Source organism: Enterococcus sp. DIV1368b, from assembly GCF_050529595.1.
In the GTDB taxonomy this organism is placed as follows: Bacteria; Bacillota; Bacilli; order Lactobacillales; family Enterococcaceae; genus Enterococcus_B; species Enterococcus_B mundtii.
On record NZ_CP172883.1, the window covers coordinates 1154117 to 1176736 of the forward strand.

Consider the following 22620-nt stretch of genomic DNA (forward strand, 5'->3'; position numbering starts at 1 on the left):
GTCTCAGGATGGTGATTGCCATTTTTGAGTACTTCGGCTTATTTCTCGGTTATTGACTGAACTCACGCCAATTTATATAATAACTATGGTTTTTTTAACGTTGGTTCTGGTCAGCTTATCCCTTAATTGTCAAGCAAACGAATTGAATTGTGAACAAACTTAGAAATATTAGTTAAATTCTGACAATTTGTTTGTTTTTTCTCTGGGGCTATGCTAAATTTATTTTGGGATCTAAAGGTAGGTGTAAAAAGAATGAAGCCAACTTTACAAGAAGATTTTTTGCGTTATTTAATCATAGAGCGCGGGTATTCAGAAAAAACCAAATCTGCCTACGAAGAAGATATCAATGATTTTCAACGATTCTTGGCGGAATCGGGGGAATCTGATCTACTGAAAGTCAGCTATTTGGATGTACGAGTTTATCTAAGCTATCTATCTGATAAGTCATACAGTCGAAATTCGGTGAGTCGGAAAATTGCGAGTTTACGCTCATTTTATCAATACCTTCTTCGTGAAGAAAAAATCGCTGAAAATCCATTTTCGTATGTTCATTTGAAGAAAAAAAATGTTAAACTTCCTCGTTTTTTTTATGAGAATGAGATGCAAAGCTTATTCGAAAGTGTGACAGGGGATAGTCCTTTAGCACTAAGAGATCGGGCATTATTAGAAGTACTTTATGGATCAGGTATCCGTTTGAGTGAATGTAGCCAATTGACGATGTCTGCCATCGATTTAGGCTCAGAGGTGATGTTGATCCATGGAAAAGGAAACAAAGAACGCTATGCGCCGTTGGGTTCATTTGCGCAAGATGCTTTGCAAGAGTATTTTGCCAAAGGGCGCAGCGTCTTAATGACGAAATACCATAAGTCACATGACTATGTCTTCGTGAATCATCATGGAGAACCGATCACACCTACTGGAATCGAATATGTATTAAATCAAATCATAAAAAAGAGTAGTTTGGATAGTGATATCCATCCTCACATGTTACGTCATACTTTTGCGACGCACTTATTGAATAATGGTGCCGATATGCGTACAGTGCAAGAACTTTTAGGTCATGCAAATTTATCAACGACTCAAATCTATGCGCATGTCACAAAAGAAAGCTTACAAAAAAATTATCGCTCTTTCCATCCACGAGCGTGATCACATTATTAGGAGGAAATATCTATGGTAGAATCACAGTTTCATTCAACAACCATTTGTGCAGTTGAAAAAAACGGGAAATTTGCGATGGCAGGTGATGGCCAAGTAACGATGGGCGAATCTGTCGTGATGAAGGGCAGTGCGAGAAAAGTACGTCGCATTTACAACGATGAAGTAGTCGTTGGCTTTGCAGGGAGCGTTGCTGACGCTTTTACTTTAGAAGAAAAATTTGAAGGTAAGCTAAATGAATACAACGGAAATCTCCAACGAGCAGCCGTTGAATTAGCCCAAGAATGGCGTACACAACAGTCGATGCAAAAGCTAGAAGCGATGTTGATCGTGATGAATGACAAAGAAATGTTACTCGTTTCTGGTACAGGTGAAGTGATTACACCGGATGATGGGATCTTAGCCATTGGTTCTGGTGGAAACTTTGCGTTAGCTGCCGCACGAGCAATGAAAAACTATGCACAAAATGAGATGAGTGCAAAAGAGATTGCTGAAAATGCGTTGAATATTGCAGCAGACATCTGCGTCTTTACAAATCACAACATTATTGTAGAAGAATTATAGAGGTGAATGACATGTATGAATTAAAACAAACACCAAAACAAATCGTCAGTGAATTAGATCAATATATCATTGGCCAACAAGCAGCAAAAAAATCAGTGGCAGTTGCCCTTAGAAATCGTTATCGACGTCTTCAATTAGATGAAAAGATGCAACAAGATATCACACCTAAAAATATGTTGATGATCGGGCCAACTGGGGTCGGTAAAACAGAGATCGCTCGTCGTTTGGCAAAAATCGTCAACGCACCTTTTGTTAAGGTTGAAGCAACGAAGTTTACTGAAGTTGGTTACGTGGGACGTGACGTGGAATCGATGGTTCGTGATCTTGTCGAAAATGCAATCCAGATCGTTGAAAAAGATCAGTATCTTCGTGTTCGCCCACAAGCCAAGAAAAATGCGGAAAAACAATTAGTGAAGATCCTTGTACCAGGTATCAAAAAAGAACAAAAACAATCAAACAACCAGTTTGAGCAAATGATGAATATGTTCAATGCTTCGCAACAACCAGCAGAAACACAAGAAGAAGTAACGGAAGAGATTCGAGTGAATCGTCGCACGGTGTTAGAGCAATTGCAAAAAGGCTTGCTTGACAATCGAGAAGTGACGATCGAAGTTCAAGATCAAAAGAAACCAGCACCGATGATGAACAATGGACTGGAACAAATGGGGATCGATTTGAACGAAACACTTGGTGCGTTGACGCCAAAGAAAAAAATCGAACGAACAGTGACAGTCAAAGAAGCGTTAGAATTATTGATCAAAGAAGAATCGGCAAAATTAGTCAATGATGCGGATATCCACAGTGAGGCAATCAAATTAGCCGAATCAAGCGGCATCATTTTTATTGATGAAATCGATAAAATCACTTCTAAATCGCAACAATCTGGGGAAGTATCAAGAGAAGGTGTCCAAAGAGATATCTTGCCGATCGTTGAAGGTTCACAAGTCAATACAAAATACGGTACCTTACAAACAGACCACATTTTATTTATCGCTTCAGGAGCGTTCCACTTATCAAAACCAAGCGATTTGATTCCTGAATTACAAGGACGTTTCCCAATCCGTGTTGAGTTAGATGACCTAACTGCTGAAGACTTTGTTAAGATCTTGACTGAACCAAACAATGCGTTAGTCAAACAATATATTGCATTGATTGGTACTGAAAATGTGACTGTCACGTTTACTAAAGAAGCAATCGAACGTATTGCACAAATTGCTTATGATGTGAATCGTGATACCGATAATATCGGGGCAAGACGATTACACACAATATTAGAGAAATTGTTGGAAGACTTGCTATTCGAAGCGCCAGAAATGCAAATGGGAGAAATTACCATTACAGAAGCCTATGTCAATGATAAATTAGGATCAATTGCGGCAAATGAAGATCTAAGTCGCTATATATTATAAAATCGGAGGAAAAAAATGACGGATTTGTTGACGAACACTCGAAAGATAAACAAATTATTGCAACAAAAAAATACGTTTGATATGCAGGCGGATTTACCTTACGATAAAATGGCGGTCACTTTAGGTGCTGTTTTAGACAGCAATACGTATATCATTGGCAGTGAAGGGGTTTTACTTGGTTATAATGAACGGCACGATGTGAACAATGATCGTGTGAAAACAATGTTTGTGCAAAAACAATTTCCTGATGCCTACACAGAAACAGTCGATATGATCACGAAAACAGAATCCAATATCCCAATCACAAGCGATATGACGGCATTTCCATTTGAAAGTCGTGAAAAATATCCTTTTGGATTGACGACAGTTGTGCCGATCTTTGGCGCAGGTGAACGCTTAGGGACGATCATTTTAGCAAGAATGGAACAAGCCTTTAACGATGAAGACCTTGTTTTAGCAGAATACGGCGCAACAGTAGTAGGGATGCAGATCCTTTATCAAAAATCACGAGATATCGAAGCGGACGTTCGTAGTACGACCGCTGTCCAAATGGCGATCAATACGTTATCATACAGTGAATTAAAAGCAGTTCAAGCCATTTTTGATGCTTTAGAAGGTAATGAAGGCCGATTGACTGCCTCAAATATTGCGGACAAGATCGGTATTACTCGTTCGGTCATCGTAAATGCCTTACGTAAACTTGAATCAGCTGGAATCATTGAATCCCGCTCTCTGGGAATGAAAGGCACGTATTTAAAAGTATTGAATGCTCGTTTTAAAGATGAGCTGACGAAGCATAGTTATTAAAAGGAAGATTTTTCAGAGGCTTGCTACTCGAAGAAGTGAATGTCTGAGAAAAGATGGAGGATGACGATGACTGTTATTATTCAAAATGATCAGCTGATTGCTGAAATTTCCGAACATGGAGCAGAATTGATCAGTTTGAAATCAAAAGAACATGATCTAGAATATATTTGGCAAGGCGATCCTAAGTATTGGGGAAGACATGCCCCCGTTCTTTTCCCTATTGTTGGACGTTTGAAAAACGATCAATATGTGTACCAAGGAAAAACGTATTCAATGGGTCAACATGGTTTTGCTCGTGATATGGATTTTGAAGTGGTGGAGCACGAACAAGAACGTGCGAAGTTTGTCCTAAAAAGTACCCCTGAAACAAAAGAGAATTATCCGTTTGATTTTGAATTGGTACTTGTTTATGAATTAGGGGGAGACGGGATCACTGTTCATTATCAAGTTGAAAATATTGGGGAAGAAGAGATGTATTTCTCGATTGGCGGTCATCCAGCATTCAATGTGCCATTAGAAGAAGGTTTAACTTTTGAAGACTTTTATTTGGCTTTCTCTCCTAGAAAATCACGTTTGCGTTTACCATTAGCTGGACCGTTCATCGACATGGAACAAAAAACGATTGGACAAACGAATACCAACCTTGCGTTATTTCGGGAGCTGTTTGACCAAGATGCGTTAGTATTTGAAACAAGAGGTTTGAATGCTTACAGTATCCGTAGTGAAAAGTCTAGTCACAGTGTCACCCTCAGTTACAAAGATATGCCTTACGTTGGGATATGGTCGCCATATCCTAAAGAAGCACCATTTGTTTGTATTGAGCCGTGGTTTGGAATCGCAGATACTGTTTATAGTAATGGGCAGTTGAACGAAAAGGCAGGAATCAATCAATTAGGCGCTCACGAATTATTCAAGACGAAATATTCGATCACTGTCAAGTAAACACAAGTCGATTACATGTGTTTTCTTGATCTAGTTCGATGAAACAAACATGCCTTCTGAACAAATGAACGAATTGTTGAGCAATCGATCAGTCATTTGTTTAGAAGGCATTGTTTTTTATCATTCATCAAAAAGATTATCAGATTGTAGACAAACCTTATGTAAAAATGGGGTTTGTCTTTTTTATATGTATGTTTTCAATAATTAAAGAGAAATAGCTTTGTTTTTCTAAAGAAAAACACTCCTTTCTTGCTCTGCCTTTTTTGATTTTTACTAATTTTTTCATATTTAGGCAGGCAAAAGTAAGCCCAATTTTCATGTGCATTTTTTCAATTCCTATTTGATTCGTATAACGTAATCCGTGAAATTCTTTTGCTGTACCAAAAATTCGTTCAATTGTTTCTTTTCTTTTTCTGTATAGGTCTTTAAAATTTCTTTGGTGACGTATTTCCTCACATCGTTCGATTGCTTTCGCCCAAATATGTCTGGTGATTACTTTTGTATGATTTTTTGAATTTGTACAAGTAGATAGAACAGGACAATTTTTACATTCTTCTGGATTACTTTTGTATTCTAAATATCCTTTTCGATTCGTTGTCGAATAAGTGAGGATCTTATCATTAGGACAGATATAACAATCATAATATTCATCGTAGGCATAGTCGTTCTTCTTGAAATAACCCGCTTTCGTCATGGGTCGCTTATAAGGGAAAACAGGCGTCAGCTTCTCTTCGAGAAGTAATTGAGCGATTGCTGGCGTTTTATACCCAGCATCCATAATCAATTTATCTAGAGTAAAAGCTCCTTTGAGCTTTTTAAATAAAGTAATAAACGTACGACTATCATGTAAGTTTCCTGGGTGGGTCGTATAGCCTAGTATCCAGCCGTTTTTATCACATGCTACTTGTGCGCTATAAGCAAAAACTTCTTTATGCTCACCTTTATGAAACCAACCACTTTCGGGATCAGTCGTACTTGTTTTTTTCATAGCTATTTTAGTTTCTGCGTTGGTTTCTTTTAAGGGCTTTTTTAGGCGTTTTTCTCGATCTTTTTCAATTTCTTTTGTCAATTTTTCCGTATAAAAGAAGGCTTGATCCATCACTTCGACGGATTCTTTCTTGTTTCGATTCGCATGTGCTTTAATATGCGTCCCATCAATAAAAACTTCAGAGGTATCAACGATTCCTTCCATCATACATTGTGCTAAAATCTCATAAAAGATTTGTTCAAATGTAGTGGTTCCTTTGAACCGTCTCGTATAGTTTTTACCAAATGTAGAAAAATGAGGAACTGCATCTTCTAAACCTAACCCCAAAAACCATCGATAAGCGTTGTTCACTTCAATTTCTTTGATGGTTTGTCTCATGCTTTTAATACCAAAAAAATATTGAATCATCGGTAATTTAATTAGAAGAACGGGATCTAAGCTTGGCCGTCCTTGGGTTTCATCATATTTATCTTTTACCAAATCGTAAATAAAAGAAAAATCAATAAACTGATCCATTTGTCGTAATAAATGGTCTTGGGGAACTAAGTCTTCAAGAGCAAAAAAGCCCATCTGTGCACGCTTACTCATATCTTGTTTTGAGAGCATCGGGTTACACCTCCAATTCATAGTTTTATTTTAACGTATAAAAAAAGACAAAGCACTATAAATAAGTACTTTGTCTACAATCTGAGATTATTTCTTTTTGCTACTATTCAAACCGAATGGGATTCGGCTTTCTGTTTTATTTTTGATGCGCTTAATATTGTCTTTATGACGGTAAAAAATAAAAGCGGAGACACCACAAGCAATCAACGTCAAAAGTAAATTTGGTTCTGGTAAGATCGCTGGTGCAATGTATGGTAAGAAGATGGTGGATAAAGTGATCAAGACCGCACTGATCATGCTCGTTAAGCTTACCATGCTCGTGCAGTATAAACTGATCACGAAAATTGCTGATGAATAAAGAAAGAACAGTGGATTGAAGCCTAATAACATACCGGCACTTGTCGCCACTGCTTTGCCACCTTTGAACTTAGCAAAGATCGGAAATGTATGTCCTAAGATCGCACAGACACCAAACCATAGCGGATTGACAGAAGAGACATGGAAAATGACGGGTAAGGCAGTAGCTAATGTTCCCTTTAAGATGTCCATGAATAATACCACTGTTCCAGCGGTTTTACCTAAAACACGAAATGTATTGGTCGTTCCCATATTTCCACTACCGTGTTCGCGGATGTCTTTTTTAAAAAAGATTTTACCAACCCATACTCCAGATGGAATGGAACCCAAAAGATATGCTACAATAAACAATAAGATTATTTTCATTTTTTAACCTCTTTCAAGTTGAAACTAATGTATATTTTAGCATGAAAGAATGCTTCAAACAATCGAAAAAATCGAACGATCGAAAGGAGTCATCCACATGTCATTTAAAAATCCAGAACAAGCGAATATCTTTCGCTATCTTCAAGAAGCAAAAACGATCGCGGTCGTTGGTTTAAGTAATAAACCCGAACGGACAAGTTATCAGATCGCACAATTACTACAAGAACATGGCTATCGTATCATTCCAGTCAATCCGGTATTAGCAGGGGAAGAAGTATTGGGCGAAACCGTTGTCGCACAGTTGACAGATATCAATGAACCTATCGATATCGTGGATATTTTCCGCCGTAGTGAGTTTTTACCAGAAGTAGCAGTAGATTTCCTGAAAACAGATGCGAAAGTCTTCTGGGCACAGTTAGGCATTGAAAATGAAGAGGCTACTGAAATGCTCCAAGCAGCTGGAAGAAATGATATCGTCATGGATCGCTGCATCAAGATCGAATTAGCAAAAATGGAACAATAAACAACAGGAGTAACAGAAGCACATATCCTGATACTCAGTGCCACTTTTACTGGTAAATAGGTTAGCTGGGTGATGAAAAAATGTTTTGACCTGTTATCAAAAAAAGAGTAATTGATCGTTACCATGGGCATGCAGAGAGAGAAGAATGAAAAAAGGGGGAGAGTTGGTTGTTTCTTGTAATTCTGACCTTCCCTCTTTTTTTTTGAGGACTTTTCTAGTATGATAAGCGTGGTGCGGTTATATCGCAAGTATTATTGAAGGAGCGTTTGCCTTGGCAAAAAAAATTAAAAATGAATACAATGATGCCTCGATCCAAGTTCTTGAAGGATTAGAAGCAGTAAGAAAACGACCAGGGATGTATATCGGGTCGACTGATAGCCGAGGCTTGCATCATTTAGTCTATGAAATCGTTGATAATGCCGTAGATGAAGCTTTATCAGGCTACGGAAATGAAATCGCTGTGACGATCCACGAGGATAACAGTGTGACTGTTACGGATAGTGGACGTGGTATGCCTGTAGGTATGCATGCTTCAGGGATTCCAACGGTCGAAGTTATTTTCACTGTGCTACATGCCGGTGGTAAATTTGGTCAAGGAGGATATAAAACTTCTGGTGGACTTCATGGTGTAGGTGCCAGTGTCGTCAATGCTTTATCTAAATGGCTGACAGTGACGATCGTCCGAGATGGTATCGAATACCAACAAACATTCAAACAAGGTGGAAAACCAGACGGAACGTTGAAAAAAATTGGCAAAACGAAGAAAGCCAATGGGACGTCTGTTCATTTCTTACCAGATGATAGTATTTTCTCAACCACGAAATTTTCCTATGATACGTTATCTGAACGTTTAAGAGAGTCTGCATTTCTGTTAAAAGGTGTGAAAATCACTTTGACAGATCTAAGAGGTGACGAAACAGTTCAAGAAGTCTTTCATTACGAAGAAGGAATCAAAGAATTCGTTGCGTATTTAAATGAAGAAAAAGATACGTTGACGCCAGTAGTCTATTTCTCTGGTGAAAAAGAAGGAATCGAAGTAGAAGTTGCCTATCAGTATAACGATGGCTATTCTGAAAATGTCCTATCGTTTGTTAACAACGTGCGAACAAAAGATGGTGGGACGCATGAAGTCGGCATGAAAACAGCAATGACCAAAGCCTATAATGAATATGCTCGTAAAGTAGGCTTGTTGAAAGAACGAGACAAGAACCTAGAAGGTAGTGACTTCCGTGAAGGACTTGCGACAGTCTTGTCGATCCGGGTACCTGAACATTTGCTACAATTTGAAGGACAGACAAAAGAAAAACTGGGTACACCGATTGCTCGTTCCGTCGTTGATAATGTCATGAGCGAACAAATGGGCTTCTACTTGCAAGAAAACAGTGAGATGAGCCAAATGCTGATTCGTAAAGCAATCAAAGCGAGAGAAGCACGGGAAGCCGCTCGTAAAGCCAGAGAAGAAAGCCGTAACGGGAAAAAACGTAAAAAGGGCGAATCATTACTTTCTGGAAAATTGACACCTGCACAATCGAGAAACCCTAAGAAAAATGAATTGTATCTTGTCGAAGGAGATTCAGCCGGTGGATCAGCTAAACAAGGGAGAGATCGGAAATTCCAAGCGATATTGCCACTTCGAGGAAAAGTCATCAATACCGAAAAAGCAAAAATGCAAGATATCTTAAAAAATGAAGAAATCAATACGATGATCTATACGATCGGTGCCGGCGTTGGCCCTGAATTTTCACTGGAAGATTGTAACTATGACAAGATCATCATCATGACCGATGCGGATACCGATGGTGCTCATATCCAAGTCTTATTGTTGACATTTTTCTATCGCTACATGAAACCATTGATCGAAGCAGGAAAAGTTTACATTGCTTTACCGCCTCTATATAAAGTGTCCAAAGGCCAAGGAAAAAAACAAGTAGTCGAGTACGCTTGGACCGATGACGAATTAGCTGCAGTCATTAAGACTGTCGGTAAAGGCTATATGTTGCAACGGTACAAAGGTCTTGGGGAGATGAATGCGGAGCAGTTATGGGAAACAACGATGGACCCAACCTCTCGGACCTTGATCCGGGTGAGGATCGATGATGCTGCGCAAGCAGAGCGACGCGTAACCACCTTGATGGGGGATAAAGTCGAACCACGTCGTAAATGGATTGAAAATCATGTCCAATTCAGCTTAGAAGAAGAACGTAGTATTCTAGACAAAAAAGAAGAAACTGAGACTTCCGCGTCTGTTTCTAATGACCTATTAGAAGAAGAACGCGCAGAAGAAAACAAAAATGAACAATCAGTAGAGGTAGAATAGGAGGTCACCTAATGGAAGAACGTCAAGAAATCCAAGAATTAACGTTAGAAGAAGTGATGGGTGACCGCTTCGGACGTTACTCGAAATATATTATTCAAGAACGTGCTTTGCCGGATATCCGTGATGGTCTGAAACCCGTTCAACGTCGTATTTTATTTGCGATGAATAAAGACGGCAATACGTTTGATAAAGGATTCCGTAAATCAGCAAAATCTGTCGGGAATATCATGGGTAATTATCATCCCCACGGTGACAGCAGTATCTATGATGCAATGGTTCGTATGAGCCAGGATTGGAAACTACGAGAAGTACTCGTAGAAATGCACGGAAACAACGGAAGTATGGACGGAGACCCACCAGCGGCAATGCGTTATACAGAAGCACGCTTATCGAAATTGAGCGGCGAGATGCTTGCTGATATCGAAAAAAATACGGTCGACCTTGTGTGGAACTTTGATGACACTGAAAAAGAGCCGACTGTATTACCAGCGAGATACCCCAATCTATTAGTCAATGGATCAACCGGTATCTCTGCGGGCTATGCTACTGAGATACCAACGCATAATCTCGCAGAAGTCATCGATGGAACGGTCTATATGATCGACCATCCACAAGCCAGCTTAGACAAATTGATGGAATTCATTCCAGGTCCTGACTTTCCAACTGGGGGCATTTTACAAGGAAAAGATGAAATCAAGAAAGCTTATGAAACTGGTCGTGGAAAAGTGATCTTACGCTCGAAAACGGCGATTGAATCCATCAAAGGAAACAAGCAACAAATCGTGATCACTGAGATTCCTTACGAAGTGAACAAAGCGACTCTTGTCAAAAAAATGGATGAGATACGCTTGAACAAGAAAATCGATGGGATCGCAGAAGTTCGTGACGAAAGTGATCGTACGGGTCTACAGATCGTTGTGGAATTGAAAAAAGACGCTAACGCTCAAGGAATCTTGAATTATTTATTCAAGAATACCGAATTACAGATCAACTACAACTTCAATATGGTGGCAATCGATCATATGACCCCTCATCAAGTAGGGTTGAAGGATATTTTAAGTAGTTACATCGAGCACCGCAAACAAGTGATCACCAAACGTAGTCAGTTTGACTTGGAGAAAGCGCAAAGAAGACAACATATCGTTGAAGGGCTGATGAAAGCTCTATCGATTTTAGATGAAGTCATTGCAACGATCCGTGAGAGTAAAGATAAAAAAGATGCGAAGCACAATTTAGTCCAAATGTTCCAATTTACAGAAGAACAAGCTGAAGCCATCGTGACGTTACAGCTTTATCGTTTGACGAATACAGACATTACCGAACTACGCCGTGAATCGCAAGAATTGATTGCTCTGATCACTGAATTAAATAAAATCCTTTCAAACGATAAAGAATTATTTTCTGTCATGAAAAAAGAACTACGTGAAGTCAAGAAGAAATATGCTTCTTCTCGCTTGACGATGATCGAAGATGAAATCGAAGAAATCAAAATCGATACACAAGTATTGGTTGCGCAAGAGGATGTCATTGTCAGTGTCACACGTGAAGGCTATGTGAAACGAACAAGCCTTCGTTCCTATAGTGCATCAAAACCAGAAGAAATCGGTATGCGTGAAGGAGATTATCTTCTATACGCTGGGGAACTGAATACGTTAGATCATTTGTTACTGGTCACCAATAAAGCCAATGTGATCTATCGCCCAGTCCACGAACTACCAGATTTGAAATGGAAAGATGCCGGTGAGCATATCTCACAAACGATAGTGAATCTAGCTGTTGATGAATCGATTTTAGCGGTATTCCCCTATCAGAAGATCGATTCCGAAAAAACATTTGTATTTATCAGTAAAAACGGCTTGATCAAACAGACACGGATGACAGATTTTGAACCATGGCGTACGTATAAGAGTCGTCCATTGAGTGGCATGAAGCTAAAAGCCAGTGAAGATGAATTAGTGGCTGTCTATCTTGAAAAAGAACAAACAGATCGTGATGTTTTCCTTGTTACGCATCAAGGAATGGGCCTACGCTATCCGTTGACTGAAGTGCCAGTCGTTGGAACGAAGGCTGCAGGTGTCAAATCGATCAACTTGAAAGAAGAAGATTATGTCGTTAATGGTTTACTTGTCTTGGCAGAAGGGGATACGCCTGTCGTTATCGTTAGTCAGCGTGGGGCAGTAAAACGAATGCTTGCACAAGAAATCAGCCAGACTTCACGTGCCAAACGAGGTGTGACTGTATTGCGAGAATTGAAGAAACAACCACATCGGGTGATCTATATGTCAGAGGGCCACGCCAAAACGATGACGTTGATCAATCAAAAAGGACAAGAATTACCAATCGATCCGACGGATTATCCAATCGGTGATCGTACGTCCAACGGTTCATTTGTATTAGATGAGAAAAAAGGCGGAGAAGTCCAAATGGTGATTGATTCTCCAACGATGGATATCAAGGAATAACTGTTATAGTTTTTTATGAAATAGCTGGCAACTGTATTATTACAGTTGCCAGCTATTTTTATTTATTAACATAAAATTAAGACTTGCACAAACAAAATATGAATAGATTCACAATAGATAAATGCCTATATAACAACTTTAATAACGACTATTATTTTATATTCGCTTTATTTGTTAACAAAAAAACAAGAAAACCCTTGCATTGGAGGTGACATGTGTTATACTTATCACGTAAAAACTGTTACATAAAACAGAAACGGGAGGTCCATACGATGGAACAATGGAATGGATTTAAAGGAACTAAGTGGAAAGAAGGCGTGGATACACGTGACTTTATCCAAAACAACTATACAGAATACCGCGGTGATGACAGCTTTTTAGAAAAACCCACTGAAGCAACAGAAAATTTGTGGGAAAAATTGCAAAAATTAAACGATATCCAATTTGAACGTAATGGTGTATATGACATGGATACAGATGTCGTATCAACAATCACTTCTCACGAAGCAGGATACCTAGACAAAGATTTAGAACAAATCGTCGGTCTACAAACTGAAACTCCTTTGAAACAAGCATTCATGCCATTTGGTGGCATCAACATGGCGAATCATGCGTTAACAAGTAACGGCTATGAGCCAAAAGAAGAGTTAACACACATTTTCACAGACTGGAGAAAAACACATAACCAAGGTGTATTCGATGCTTATACAGCAGAAATGCGTGCTGCACGTAAAAACAAGATCATCACTGGACTTCCTGACGCTTACGGACGTGGCCGCATCATCGGTGACTACCGTCGTATCGCATTGTACGGAATCGACTATTTGATGGCTCAAAAGAAAAAAGACCATGACAATACAGGCTACCATACGATGAGTGAAGAGGTCATCCGTCTTCGTGAAGAAATCTCAGAACAATATCGTGCATTAGCTCAAATGAAAGAAATGGCTGCAAAATATGGGTATGACATTTCAAAACCAGCTGCCAACGCAAAAGAAGCCGTTCAATGGTTATACTTTGGTTATCTAGCAGCAATCAAATCTCAAAATGGTGCAGCTATGTCGATCGGACGTATCTCTGCATTCTTAGACATTTATATCCAACGTGATTTAGACAACGGTGTGATCACTGAAAAAGAAGCACAAGAATTGATCGATCATTTAGTAATGAAATTACGTATGGTGAAATTTGCACGTACGCCTGAATACAACCAATTGTTCTCTGGCTTCCCGATCTGGGCAACCTTATCAATCGCTGGTATGGGCTTAGACGGACGTTCATTAGTCACAAAAAATGATTTCCGTATGTTGCACACATTGACAAATATGGGACCTTCCCCAGAACCAAACTTGACTGTTTTATACTCAGAAAACTTACCAGAAGGCTTCAGAACGTATGCAAGTAAAATTGCGATCGAAAGTTCTTCGATCCAATTTGAAAATGATAACTTGCTTCGTGAACAATGGGGTTCAGACGACTGTGCGATCGCATGTTGTGTATCTGGAACTGTTGTTGGTAAAGATATGCAATTCTTCGGTGCTCGCGCAAACTTAGCTAAAGCTTTGTTATATGCGATCAACGGTGGTGTGGATGAAATGACAGGCGCACAAGTAGGTCCTGAGTATCGTCCGATCACAAGCGACACATTAGACTTTGAAGAAGTAAAACACAACTTCATGAACATCATGGACTGGTTAGCTGAGCTTTATGTCAATACGCTAAACATCATCCACTATATGCACGACAAATATTCTTATGAAGCAGCACAATTAGCAGTCATGGATACTGACTTGAAACGTACATTTGCGACAGGTATCGCAGGTATCTCTCACGCAGCAGATAGCTTGTCTGCAATCAAATATGCACAAGTTAAACCAATCCGTAATGAAGAAGGGATCACAGTTGACTTTGAAGTAACTGGTGACTTCCCTAAATATGGTAATGACGATGATCGTGCCGATGAGATCGCTGAATGGATCTTAGAATACTTCATGGGTCAAATCAAACGTCATAAAACTTACCGTAATTCAACTCCGACAACTTCATTATTAACGATCACATCAAATGTCGTTTACGGAAAAAATACAGGGAATACACCTGACGGACGTGAAGCTGGTAAACCTTTAGCACCTGGTGCAAACCCAAGTTATCAAGCAGAACAAAATGGGTTACTTGCAAGCTTGAACTCAACTGCGAAATTCAACTATGCACACGCTCGTGATGGTATCTCTAATACACAAACAATCAACCCTTCTGGTTTAGGGAAAGATGAAGAAACAAGAATCGACAACTTACGTAACGTCTTAGACGGTTATTTCTCAAGAGGAGCATACCACTTGAACGTCAACGTATTCAGTAATGACTTATTGCGTGATGCAATGGAAAACCCAATGAAATATCCAAACTTAACGATCCGTGTTTCTGGATATGCGGTTAAATTCCGTGACTTGACAAGAGAACAACAATTAGACGTATTAATGAGAACGTCACACGACAGAATGTAAGACAATCAATGCAGTGTAAAAAGGAAAGGCAAAAGTTCCGCATGAGCTTTTGTCTTCCTTTTTTACAACTATATGAAAAAAGCATATATCTAGTGTTAGAGGCGAGTAGATAGATCTTTTCTTCACAGCGTGTTGAGAAGTCGCAACATTGTCCGTGGCTCATAACGAAAGAAACTAAAGAAAAGAAGTGATTAAAATGGAAGAACAAACTAAAGGCTATGTCCATTCGATTGAAACATTTGGGTCTGTAGATGGACCAGGCGTTCGCTTTGTCGTCTTCATGCAAGGTTGTCGCATGCGTTGTGAATTTTGCCATAACCCAGACACCTGGAATATTGGTGGAGGAAAAGAATATACCGCGGATGCAATTTTAGACCAAGCAGAACGTTACCGTTCTTATTGGGGTAAACAAGGAGGGATCACGATCAGTGGTGGTGAACCTTTATTGCAGATCGATTTCCTGATCGAATTATTCCAAAAGGCGAAAGAACGTGGCATTCATACAACAATCGACACATGTGGAAAACCATTTAGCCATGATGAGCCTTTCTTTTCTCGTTTTGAAGAGTTGATGAACTATACGGACTTACTGTTATTCGATATCAAACATATCGATAACGAAGCACATAAAAAATTAACTCATTGGGGCAATGAAAATATCTTAGAAATGGCTCAGTATCTTTCAGATATCAAGAAACCTGTCTGGATTCGTCATGTGTTAGTCCCAGAACGTAGTGACTATGATGAGTATTTGATCCGCCTTGATGCATTCATCAAAACTCTTGAAAATGTCGATCGTGTGGAAATCCTTCCTTATCATACAATGGGTAAATACAAATGGGAAACGCTTGGTTTGACGTATCCATTAGAAGGAATCGAACCACCGACAAAAGAACGAGTAGAAAATGCAAAACGTCTTCTTCATATCGAAGATTATACAAAGTATTTAACCAGATAGACGCGAACGGAAGGAAGATAAGTATTGCTTCTTTCCGTTTTTTTGCTATTATTGAATAGGAGAAAACAAAAAGGAGCGAGTCAAATGTCAAAAGTTTTAGTTTTTGGTCATCAAAATCCTGATACAGATGCAATTGGAGCAGCGATTGCATTTTCATATTTGCAAAATCAATTAGGAGTAAACGCTGAGCCTGTCGCTTTAGGCACGCCAAGTGAAGAAACACAATTTGCACTAGATTACTTCAAATTAGAGGCGCCTCGAGTGATCACATCGATCAAAGAGGAACAAGCAGATGTCATGCTTGTCGATCATAATGAATTCCAACAAAGCGTGGTAGATATTGCGGAAGCGACGATTTTAGCAGTAGTTGACCATCATCGTATCGCCAACTTTGAAACAGCGAATCCATTGTATTATCGTGCTGAACCAGTGGGATGTACAAGTACGATCATTCTAAAATTATTTAAAGAAAATCAAATTGAGATTCCGAAAGAAATCGCTGGAATCATGTTATCAGCAATCATTTCAGATACATTGTTGTTCAAATCACCAACTTCAACAGAAGCAGATCAATTGGCTGCAAAAGAGCTAGTTGAAATCTCTGGTGTGGACTTAGAAGCGTATGGTTTAGACATGTTGAAAGCAGGTACAAATCTAAGTGATAAACCAGCAGAAGTATTACTTGATCTAGATGCGAAAAGTTTCCCTATGGGTGAAGCAAGTGTTCGTATCGCTCAAGTCAATACAGTTGATCTAAATGAAGTAATGGATCGTCAAGCTGAACTTGAAACTGCCATGCAAACAGAGATTGCGACGAATGGTTATGATCTTTTTGTTCTTGTTGTAACAGACATCTTGAACAGCAACTCAGAATTATTGATTGCTGGCGAAAGAAAAGAACAAGTTGAACAAGCTTTTGGCGTGAAGTTAGAAAACAATCGCGCATTTTTACAAGGGGTCGTTTCACGTAAAAAACAAGTGGTACCTCAATTAACAGAAGTTTTCAATTAGGCAATGAGATTGGAAGAAGGGAGTGGGAGTGTAACCAGTTGACTGGGACCTCCCGCTTTTTTCATTCAAGGTGTCACATAGAAAGCAGGTAAACAGACATGCAATATTTTTATTCTTTAGAGAACAAACGAAAACTAATTGAGCATCCGCTCTTCCAACCAATGATCGACTATTTGATCGAACAAGGCTCACAAGAGGTGATTTTACGCCAACTAAAGAAAGCATTTCCTCAAAAGAAAATGGAACACTTTCTTGATCAAATGATCGATAGTGGATTGATCATCCGAGAAAATCGCCGTTACCGCTGTGCTTTTCCGGTCTATGACCAAGGAGATTTCCAAACAGAGATCAAGCAACTGACTAAAGAATTAATCAATGAATTAATGAAACAACCGGAACACCGCAGAAATCTCTTCTTATCAGAAGAAATTTGGGATTTCTGTCATGAAACAACGTCTCCTTATTTTTATGCAACTACTTTTTCAGTCCCTACGATTGTGCGGTTGGAAGCAGGGAATGAGAACTATCGCTTCAGGACGCTCACCCAAGGAGAAGAAGTGGTATCTTTACCAACGTACTTCCATCTTCAAAAACAGCAAACACCGCTATCGGAGCAATTTCAGGCGCTAGGACAGTTGCTTGGCGATGTGAATGAAACCTATTTTTTTGACCAAATAGAAATAATTATCGAACGGATTTGTGAAAACAAATACAAAAAACGCCGTGAGTCGATTTTTCTAGATGCCTTATTATTAGCGAGGGTTGTTGCTCAGGAAGAGCAGTATCGATTACTCCTGCCTATAACAGAGGATAGGAAAGACGCATTGCTACAAAAATATGAACCTTCAACGGAAACGCCGATGCAAGCCGCCTTTATTAAAGAACAAGCGTTAGTCGAAGTCATGGGGCAATTGGATTTAAAATCTTATTCTTATATCAAGAAAATATGACCTCAACAATTGTCGGGGAACCCACCGACTAAACCGAAAAAAAGTGAGAACAGAAGTAACCTCTTCGAAAAATCAGGCAGCATCCACAAAAATTAGAAAAATAATTTTTGTGGATGCTGCCTGATTTCAAGAGGCTAAACACTCCTGTCCAGATCTCATTGGGATCATGCTGTTTTACGAAAATGCCACATCATATAAGCCAAATTCCCAATAAACAAGATATCTAGAATATTACTAGTGATTTGGATATTAGCAGAATTGATCGATGGCGCAAAGGCTAGGATGAATAGTGCTACGAGACTATAGCAAAAACAGAAAAAGGTGCTGGTTTGTATGACCATCGGCATTCTTAATTGCTTGGTGATCAATGAAAAAATAAAGAAAGTAAATATCGTTAAAATCACAACTAAACCGTTAATAATGAAGAAAAAAAGTGAATCTTGATTAAACGTATAGAGCATAGCTGTTAAAAGGTTCAGTGATTTCAGTATTACGAAAATAACGTTTACTTCATTAAATGTATTCATCTTTTTTTTAGCAAAATAGGCGGCGAAACATAACGAGAAGATCAGGCCGCAGAAAGTAGAAAGAATCAAGAATGTTGGGTTGTCAGTCGATTGGTTTAGCTCGGAGTGGTCAAGCAATAACCAGCCAAATGAGTTGCAAGGGATGCTTGAAGTCTTAAAATAAGCATAAAAGAAAAAAAGCAAAGCATTCAAAACGGCAAAAACAGATCCCCAATGTAGATAGGTCGTTGTTTTTTGTTGTATTTCCATAAGTACTCCCATAAATTTAATGATATACAATATAATAACAAAATGATGAGGAATTGTCGATGGTTTTTAATAAAACAAATAAATAGACGATGGTCGGATGAAATAAATTCATCGGATCATCGTTTATTTTTTGTATATTCATTTCACATTGCTTCGGCGTTTGCGCACTTTCTTTGTCCAGAATCCGCCAGAAATATATTTTGGTTCGTAGGAGATAATAAAAGCACGTTCTTCGACTTCTTTGATCAAGCGATAAAGCTCACGTTCACTTTTACGTGGAGATAAAATCTCTAAGACTAACCGTTCACCTTCTAAACCAGTTGCTGACGTTTGTGTCACTCCAAACCCATTTTGTCGAAGAATGATCGGCAAATTTTTATCCTCTGAAGTATTTGCTGGTAGGATCGTCGTTACCATGATATATCCTAGTGCTAATTTATCCTCAATGGCAATCCCAACACTGATCCCAACAGCATAGCCTAACGCGTAAACGAACAAATTCAATGGATTATCTAAGCGGTCTAAAACCAGAGATAAACCAACGATATAAATAGTGATCTCAACCATACTAACTAATGGAGCGATGTAGCGATAGCCTTTCATGGTCAACATAAAGCGTAAGGTATTTAATGTGATGTAAGCGAAATTGATGAAAAAGATCATCGCTAACATTTTTGGATCGAACATAATAAGAACTCCTTTCAGTAGCGTCTATGTTCATCATATCAGAAATAATGCGATTGAAGAAAAGAATAAACGTTTATTACTTTAAAAAAATGATAAAATGATTATAATAGAATTATAAAGAGAGTCAGGTGAGCGCGATGAAGCGAATGAACAGGGTCATTGGAGTCAGTCATATATGTAGTATTTTTCTTAGTATGTATTTAGGGACCCATGCGATCCAACAACCCATTGAAGCGAATTCCTTGTTATTCCCAATCTCACTAACTGATGGGGTAATATTAAGTATTTTTCTTTTTCTAATGGTGTTTATTGGTAATATTTTTGGTAGTGTGGCTAGCTTCTTTAACATGTCGATTTCTCCAGCCTTATCCATAGGATTAGGAATCATAGGAATATTCGCCATGTTATTCTTTGTCAAAAGGATGGATTTTTATACTATTGCATTTGGGCTACTATGCCTTGTACAAGTCATGCTAAGTTTATGGTTGTCTTTACGGTCAACCAATCTAATGAAAATCAGGTGAATCAATCAGTGAATCCAATTATTTTGAAACGAACCATCAAAAACATACCCGTATTAGAAGTTGTCCAAAAAGAGTTGAAGACAGAGAAAATCCCAGTAGTGATCTACTATCATGGTTGGCAGACAAGCAAGGAGCTTGTATTGACTCAAGGTAGAAAACTGGCTAAAAAAGGGATGCGAGTTTTGCTTCCAGATGCGATGAATCATGGCGAGCGTAAACAACCCGTTTCAAAAATTCCTTCCTTTACTTTTTGGAGTAGTATCTACGGGAATCTATTCGAGTTTGATACATTGATCGAACATCTAAAAAAACGTGAACTTCTTTCAGATAAATTAGCTGTGGGTGGTGTGTCAATGGGTGGAATGACTACTTGTGGATTGCTAGCCAAACACCCAGAAATCACTGGCGGAATTTGTTTGATGGGGTCACCGGCACCACTTGAATATGGCAAAGAAATCTCACGCAGAGCGCAAGAATTTCAATATAAGGTGCCAGATGATTATTTTGACTTGATTTCATGGGTCAACCATTACGATCTATCTTTACAACCAGAAAAATTAGCAGGTCGTCCCTTGTTTTTCTGGCATGGAGAAAAAGATGAAAAGATTCCTTATCAACAAGTGTCTAAATTTGTCGAAAAAAACAAAGACAAATCTTATGGTAAGGGAATCGTCTTTCGTGCTTCTTCGGAAAAACGTCATATGGTAGAAGTCCCATTGATGGAAGAAGCAGCGGATTTTTTGAGTCAAATGATGGAAATGCCCCAATAGTAAGCAGTATATCTAAATAGGAAAAACGTCTATCAAAAGAGGAAATGATTTTCTCTGAGATAGATTTTTTTTTAGAACAATTTGGGAGCTGCTCTTTTTTAGCACGAATCTTTGCTATAATGACTATAGTTATGTAATTAGGCATGGAAGGGGAGATCTTATGCCAACATTGGCAGATGTAGCGAAACGAGCAAATGTCTCAAAAATGACGGTTTCTCGGGTGATCAATCATCCAGAACAAGTCACTGATGAGCTAAAGGAACTAGTTTTTACCGCCATGGCTGAATTGGATTATCGTCCGAATATTGCAGCAAAAGCGTTAGTTTCAAACCGTTCACAGATCATCAAGTTGTTTATTCTTGAGGAAATCGATACCACGGAACCCTATTATATGAATTTACTTATGGGGATTGCCAAAAGGATTGGTAAAGAGCACTATTCCTTGCAATTAGTGACCAACGATGCTTTTGATGTTGGGTCCTGCGATGGTTATATCATCACTGGCGTGCGTCAAAGAGATTTTGATTGGATCAATCGTCTAGAAAAGCCAGTTGTGTTATTTGGTGAAAATCGTATGGGCTATGATTATGTTGATAGCGATAATCAATACGGAACCGCCAAAGCGACACAATATGCCTTAGAAGTTGGTTATCAAACGGTTGTTTATATCGGCATCGATGAAGCAGAACCTTTTGAACTATCTAGAGAAGCGGGCTATCTAAAAGTGATGGAAGAGGCTGGGCTAACTCCGAAAATGCTGCGTTTTGATAATCATTCCACCACACCAGAAAAATATATCACAGAACATTGGGATGAATTTTCAGATAAAACGTGTTTTGTTTGCAGTTCTGATCGCTTAGCGCTTGGTATTGTTCGTGGCATCACACAAGTTGGTGGGCAGTTACCCGATCAATTTGGCGTCATTGGTTTTGATGGCGTATTTCTTGATCAAATCAGTTCCCCAAAACTGACTACCGTTAAACAAGACATCATTCGTATGGGGGAAGTGTGCGGCGAAATGTTATTAAAGAAAATTACTGAAAAAGGAGCAAGCCAAGGATATCGCCACTTTTTCCCAGAATTGATCATTCGTGAAACGACAAGAAAGTTAAATAAGACTAACGCTTAGCTATAGAAAATAGACGATTTGTGCTATTATAAGAGAAAGTCCACTTAAAAAGGATGGTTTACATGACAGAAATCAAACGAAAACATTTTCGCTTTCCTGCATACGATGATCATATAGGGGTAAAGTTAAAAAATGAAAATAGACGTGTGCTGTTTGACGGGCAAGATGATCTGATGACCGATACAAGCGACAAACCATTGTTCGAACAAATCAATGAATTTCATTTTGAAGATTATTCAAAAAATGAAAAAAATCCTCATTCGACAGTCAATGTTCGGCATGCTTCGACACAAAAAGCAAATCTAGCAAAACATAAACAAAATTTGCCAGACTATAGACAGAGTAAAAAAACACAAACAAAACGAAACAGTCAGACGAATTTCGGCTATACTCGTCATGCCAGTCCTTCAGAGCAAAGACCAACACAGGAAAAAACAAGCCAATCACGAAGTGTATTCAATCGTTCGGGAAGAGAACGTTCTTATTTTGTACCTAAGTACGTACCAGCTTCGATCATTCCTGATCCGAAAAAAAATAAAATCTCTGAAGAAGAATTGCTCGCTTCGATCAAAAAAGAAAAGAATGCATATCTTTTATTTGAAACAGAAAATACACCCTATGATGGAAAAAAAGGTGTAACAATGAACCAAGAGAAAAGTTCAAGTAAGAAAACTCACGGAGTATTAGATCGTTCGTTGGAAGGCCTGATCAATGACCAAGGTAATTCCTTGAAAGGCAATGGTTATTTCCAATAAGTAGTGACTACTCAAGTATGAGAAAAAGTTGTTCCTTCAAACATTCAGACAAATAAG

At 38.8% G+C, this 22620-nt stretch carries 20 protein-coding genes; 16 read left to right on the plus strand and 4 right to left on the minus strand.

What is annotated here, in order from left to right; all coding sequences use genetic code 11:
• Window positions 1–252 precede the first annotated feature (252 nt).
• From xerC to IGJ19_RS05495, 5 genes are all read left to right on the plus strand, one after another.
• Complete coding sequence (gene xerC, locus IGJ19_RS05475; RefSeq protein WP_074799737.1) at window positions 253–1149, plus strand: tyrosine recombinase XerC; 897 nt, start codon at window positions 253–255, stop codon at window positions 1147–1149.
• 24 nt (window positions 1150–1173) lie between these two features.
• On the plus strand, window positions 1174–1722 hold the full coding sequence (gene hslV, locus IGJ19_RS05480) for an HslVU peptidase proteolytic subunit (protein WP_010735740.1): 549 nt from the start codon (window positions 1174–1176) through the stop codon (window positions 1720–1722).
• An 11-nt stretch (window positions 1723–1733) separates the two neighbouring features.
• Complete coding sequence (gene hslU, locus IGJ19_RS05485) at window positions 1734–3131, plus strand: ATP-dependent protease ATPase subunit HslU (protein ID WP_010735739.1); 1398 nt, start codon at window positions 1734–1736, stop codon at window positions 3129–3131.
• Window positions 3132–3146: 15 nt separating this feature from the next.
• Window positions 3147–3938 (plus strand): GTP-sensing pleiotropic transcriptional regulator CodY, encoded by a 792-nt coding sequence (gene codY / locus IGJ19_RS05490; RefSeq protein WP_010735738.1) that lies wholly within the window; start codon window positions 3147–3149, stop codon window positions 3936–3938.
• A gap of 66 nt (window positions 3939–4004) precedes the next feature.
• The gene (locus IGJ19_RS05495) at window positions 4005–4880 is read left to right on the plus strand and encodes an aldose 1-epimerase family protein (RefSeq protein WP_430604463.1); all 876 of its coding nucleotides are present in this window, start codon (window positions 4005–4007) and stop codon (window positions 4878–4880) included.
• 157 nt (window positions 4881–5037) lie between these two features.
• On the opposite strand, the gene IGJ19_RS05500 is transcribed toward IGJ19_RS05495, so the two are convergent.
• Entirely contained in the window at window positions 5038–6474 is a 1437-nt protein-coding gene (locus IGJ19_RS05500; RefSeq protein ID WP_430603680.1) for an IS1182 family transposase, read from the minus strand.
• 87 nt (window positions 6475–6561) lie between these two features.
• A complete protein-coding gene (gene plsY, locus IGJ19_RS05505) occupies window positions 6562–7197 on the minus strand; it encodes a glycerol-3-phosphate 1-O-acyltransferase PlsY (protein ID WP_071866395.1) in 636 nt (211 codons plus the stop codon).
• Window positions 7198–7294: 97 nt separating this feature from the next.
• Here plsY and IGJ19_RS05510 point away from each other — a divergent pair, with 97 nt between their 5' ends.
• The 7 genes from IGJ19_RS05510 to IGJ19_RS05540 all read left to right on the plus strand — a co-directional run bounded on the left by IGJ19_RS05510 (window position 7295) and on the right by IGJ19_RS05540 (window position 17922).
• A complete protein-coding gene (locus IGJ19_RS05510) occupies window positions 7295–7720 on the plus strand; it encodes a CoA-binding protein (RefSeq protein ID WP_086334566.1) in 426 nt (141 codons plus the stop codon).
• Between the two features lie 271 nt (window positions 7721–7991).
• On the plus strand, window positions 7992–10037 hold the full coding sequence (gene parE, locus IGJ19_RS05515) for a DNA topoisomerase IV subunit B (RefSeq protein WP_023519491.1): 2046 nt from the start codon (window positions 7992–7994) through the stop codon (window positions 10035–10037).
• Between the two features lie 11 nt (window positions 10038–10048).
• Entirely contained in the window at window positions 10049–12499 is a 2451-nt protein-coding gene (gene parC, locus IGJ19_RS05520; RefSeq protein WP_074799735.1) for a DNA topoisomerase IV subunit A, read from the plus strand.
• A 272-nt stretch (window positions 12500–12771) separates the two neighbouring features.
• A complete protein-coding gene (pflB, locus tag IGJ19_RS05525; RefSeq protein ID WP_071866397.1) occupies window positions 12772–15003 on the plus strand; it encodes a formate C-acetyltransferase in 2232 nt (743 codons plus the stop codon).
• A 196-nt stretch (window positions 15004–15199) separates the two neighbouring features.
• Complete coding sequence (pflA, locus tag IGJ19_RS05530) at window positions 15200–15961, plus strand: pyruvate formate-lyase-activating protein (protein WP_019724233.1); 762 nt, start codon at window positions 15200–15202, stop codon at window positions 15959–15961.
• A gap of 84 nt (window positions 15962–16045) precedes the next feature.
• Window positions 16046–16972, plus strand: coding sequence for a manganese-dependent inorganic pyrophosphatase (locus IGJ19_RS05535; protein WP_019724232.1), 927 nt, complete (start codon window positions 16046–16048; stop codon window positions 16970–16972).
• A 98-nt stretch (window positions 16973–17070) separates the two neighbouring features.
• On the plus strand, window positions 17071–17922 hold the full coding sequence (locus IGJ19_RS05540; protein ID WP_074799733.1) for a DUF1803 domain-containing protein: 852 nt from the start codon (window positions 17071–17073) through the stop codon (window positions 17920–17922).
• 164 nt (window positions 17923–18086) lie between these two features.
• Here the strand turns inward: IGJ19_RS05540 and IGJ19_RS05545 are convergent, their stop codons facing one another.
• Window positions 18087–18698 (minus strand): hypothetical protein, encoded by a 612-nt coding sequence (locus IGJ19_RS05545; RefSeq protein WP_071866399.1) that lies wholly within the window; start codon window positions 18696–18698, stop codon window positions 18087–18089.
• A gap of 138 nt (window positions 18699–18836) precedes the next feature.
• Window positions 18837–19385 (minus strand): DUF2179 domain-containing protein, encoded by a 549-nt coding sequence (locus IGJ19_RS05550; protein WP_019724126.1) that lies wholly within the window; start codon window positions 19383–19385, stop codon window positions 18837–18839.
• Between the two features lie 137 nt (window positions 19386–19522).
• On the opposite strand from IGJ19_RS05550, the gene IGJ19_RS05555 reads away from it, so the two are divergent.
• From IGJ19_RS05555 to IGJ19_RS05570, 4 genes are all read left to right on the plus strand, one after another.
• A complete protein-coding gene (locus IGJ19_RS05555; protein WP_071866400.1) occupies window positions 19523–19909 on the plus strand; it encodes a hypothetical protein in 387 nt (128 codons plus the stop codon).
• Between the two features lie 8 nt (window positions 19910–19917).
• Window positions 19918–20679 (plus strand): alpha/beta fold hydrolase, encoded by a 762-nt coding sequence (locus tag IGJ19_RS05560; RefSeq protein ID WP_142433202.1) that lies wholly within the window; start codon window positions 19918–19920, stop codon window positions 20677–20679.
• A gap of 160 nt (window positions 20680–20839) precedes the next feature.
• Window positions 20840–21808 carry a LacI family DNA-binding transcriptional regulator gene (locus IGJ19_RS05565; protein ID WP_010735724.1) on the plus strand — a complete coding sequence of 323 codons (969 nt, stop codon included), beginning with the start codon at window positions 20840–20842 and terminating at the stop codon, window positions 21806–21808.
• Window positions 21809–21870: 62 nt separating this feature from the next.
• Window positions 21871–22563, plus strand: a complete 693-nt coding sequence (locus IGJ19_RS05570; RefSeq protein WP_142433201.1) for a hypothetical protein — start codon at window positions 21871–21873, stop codon at window positions 22561–22563.
• Window positions 22564–22620: the final 57 nt, after the last annotated feature.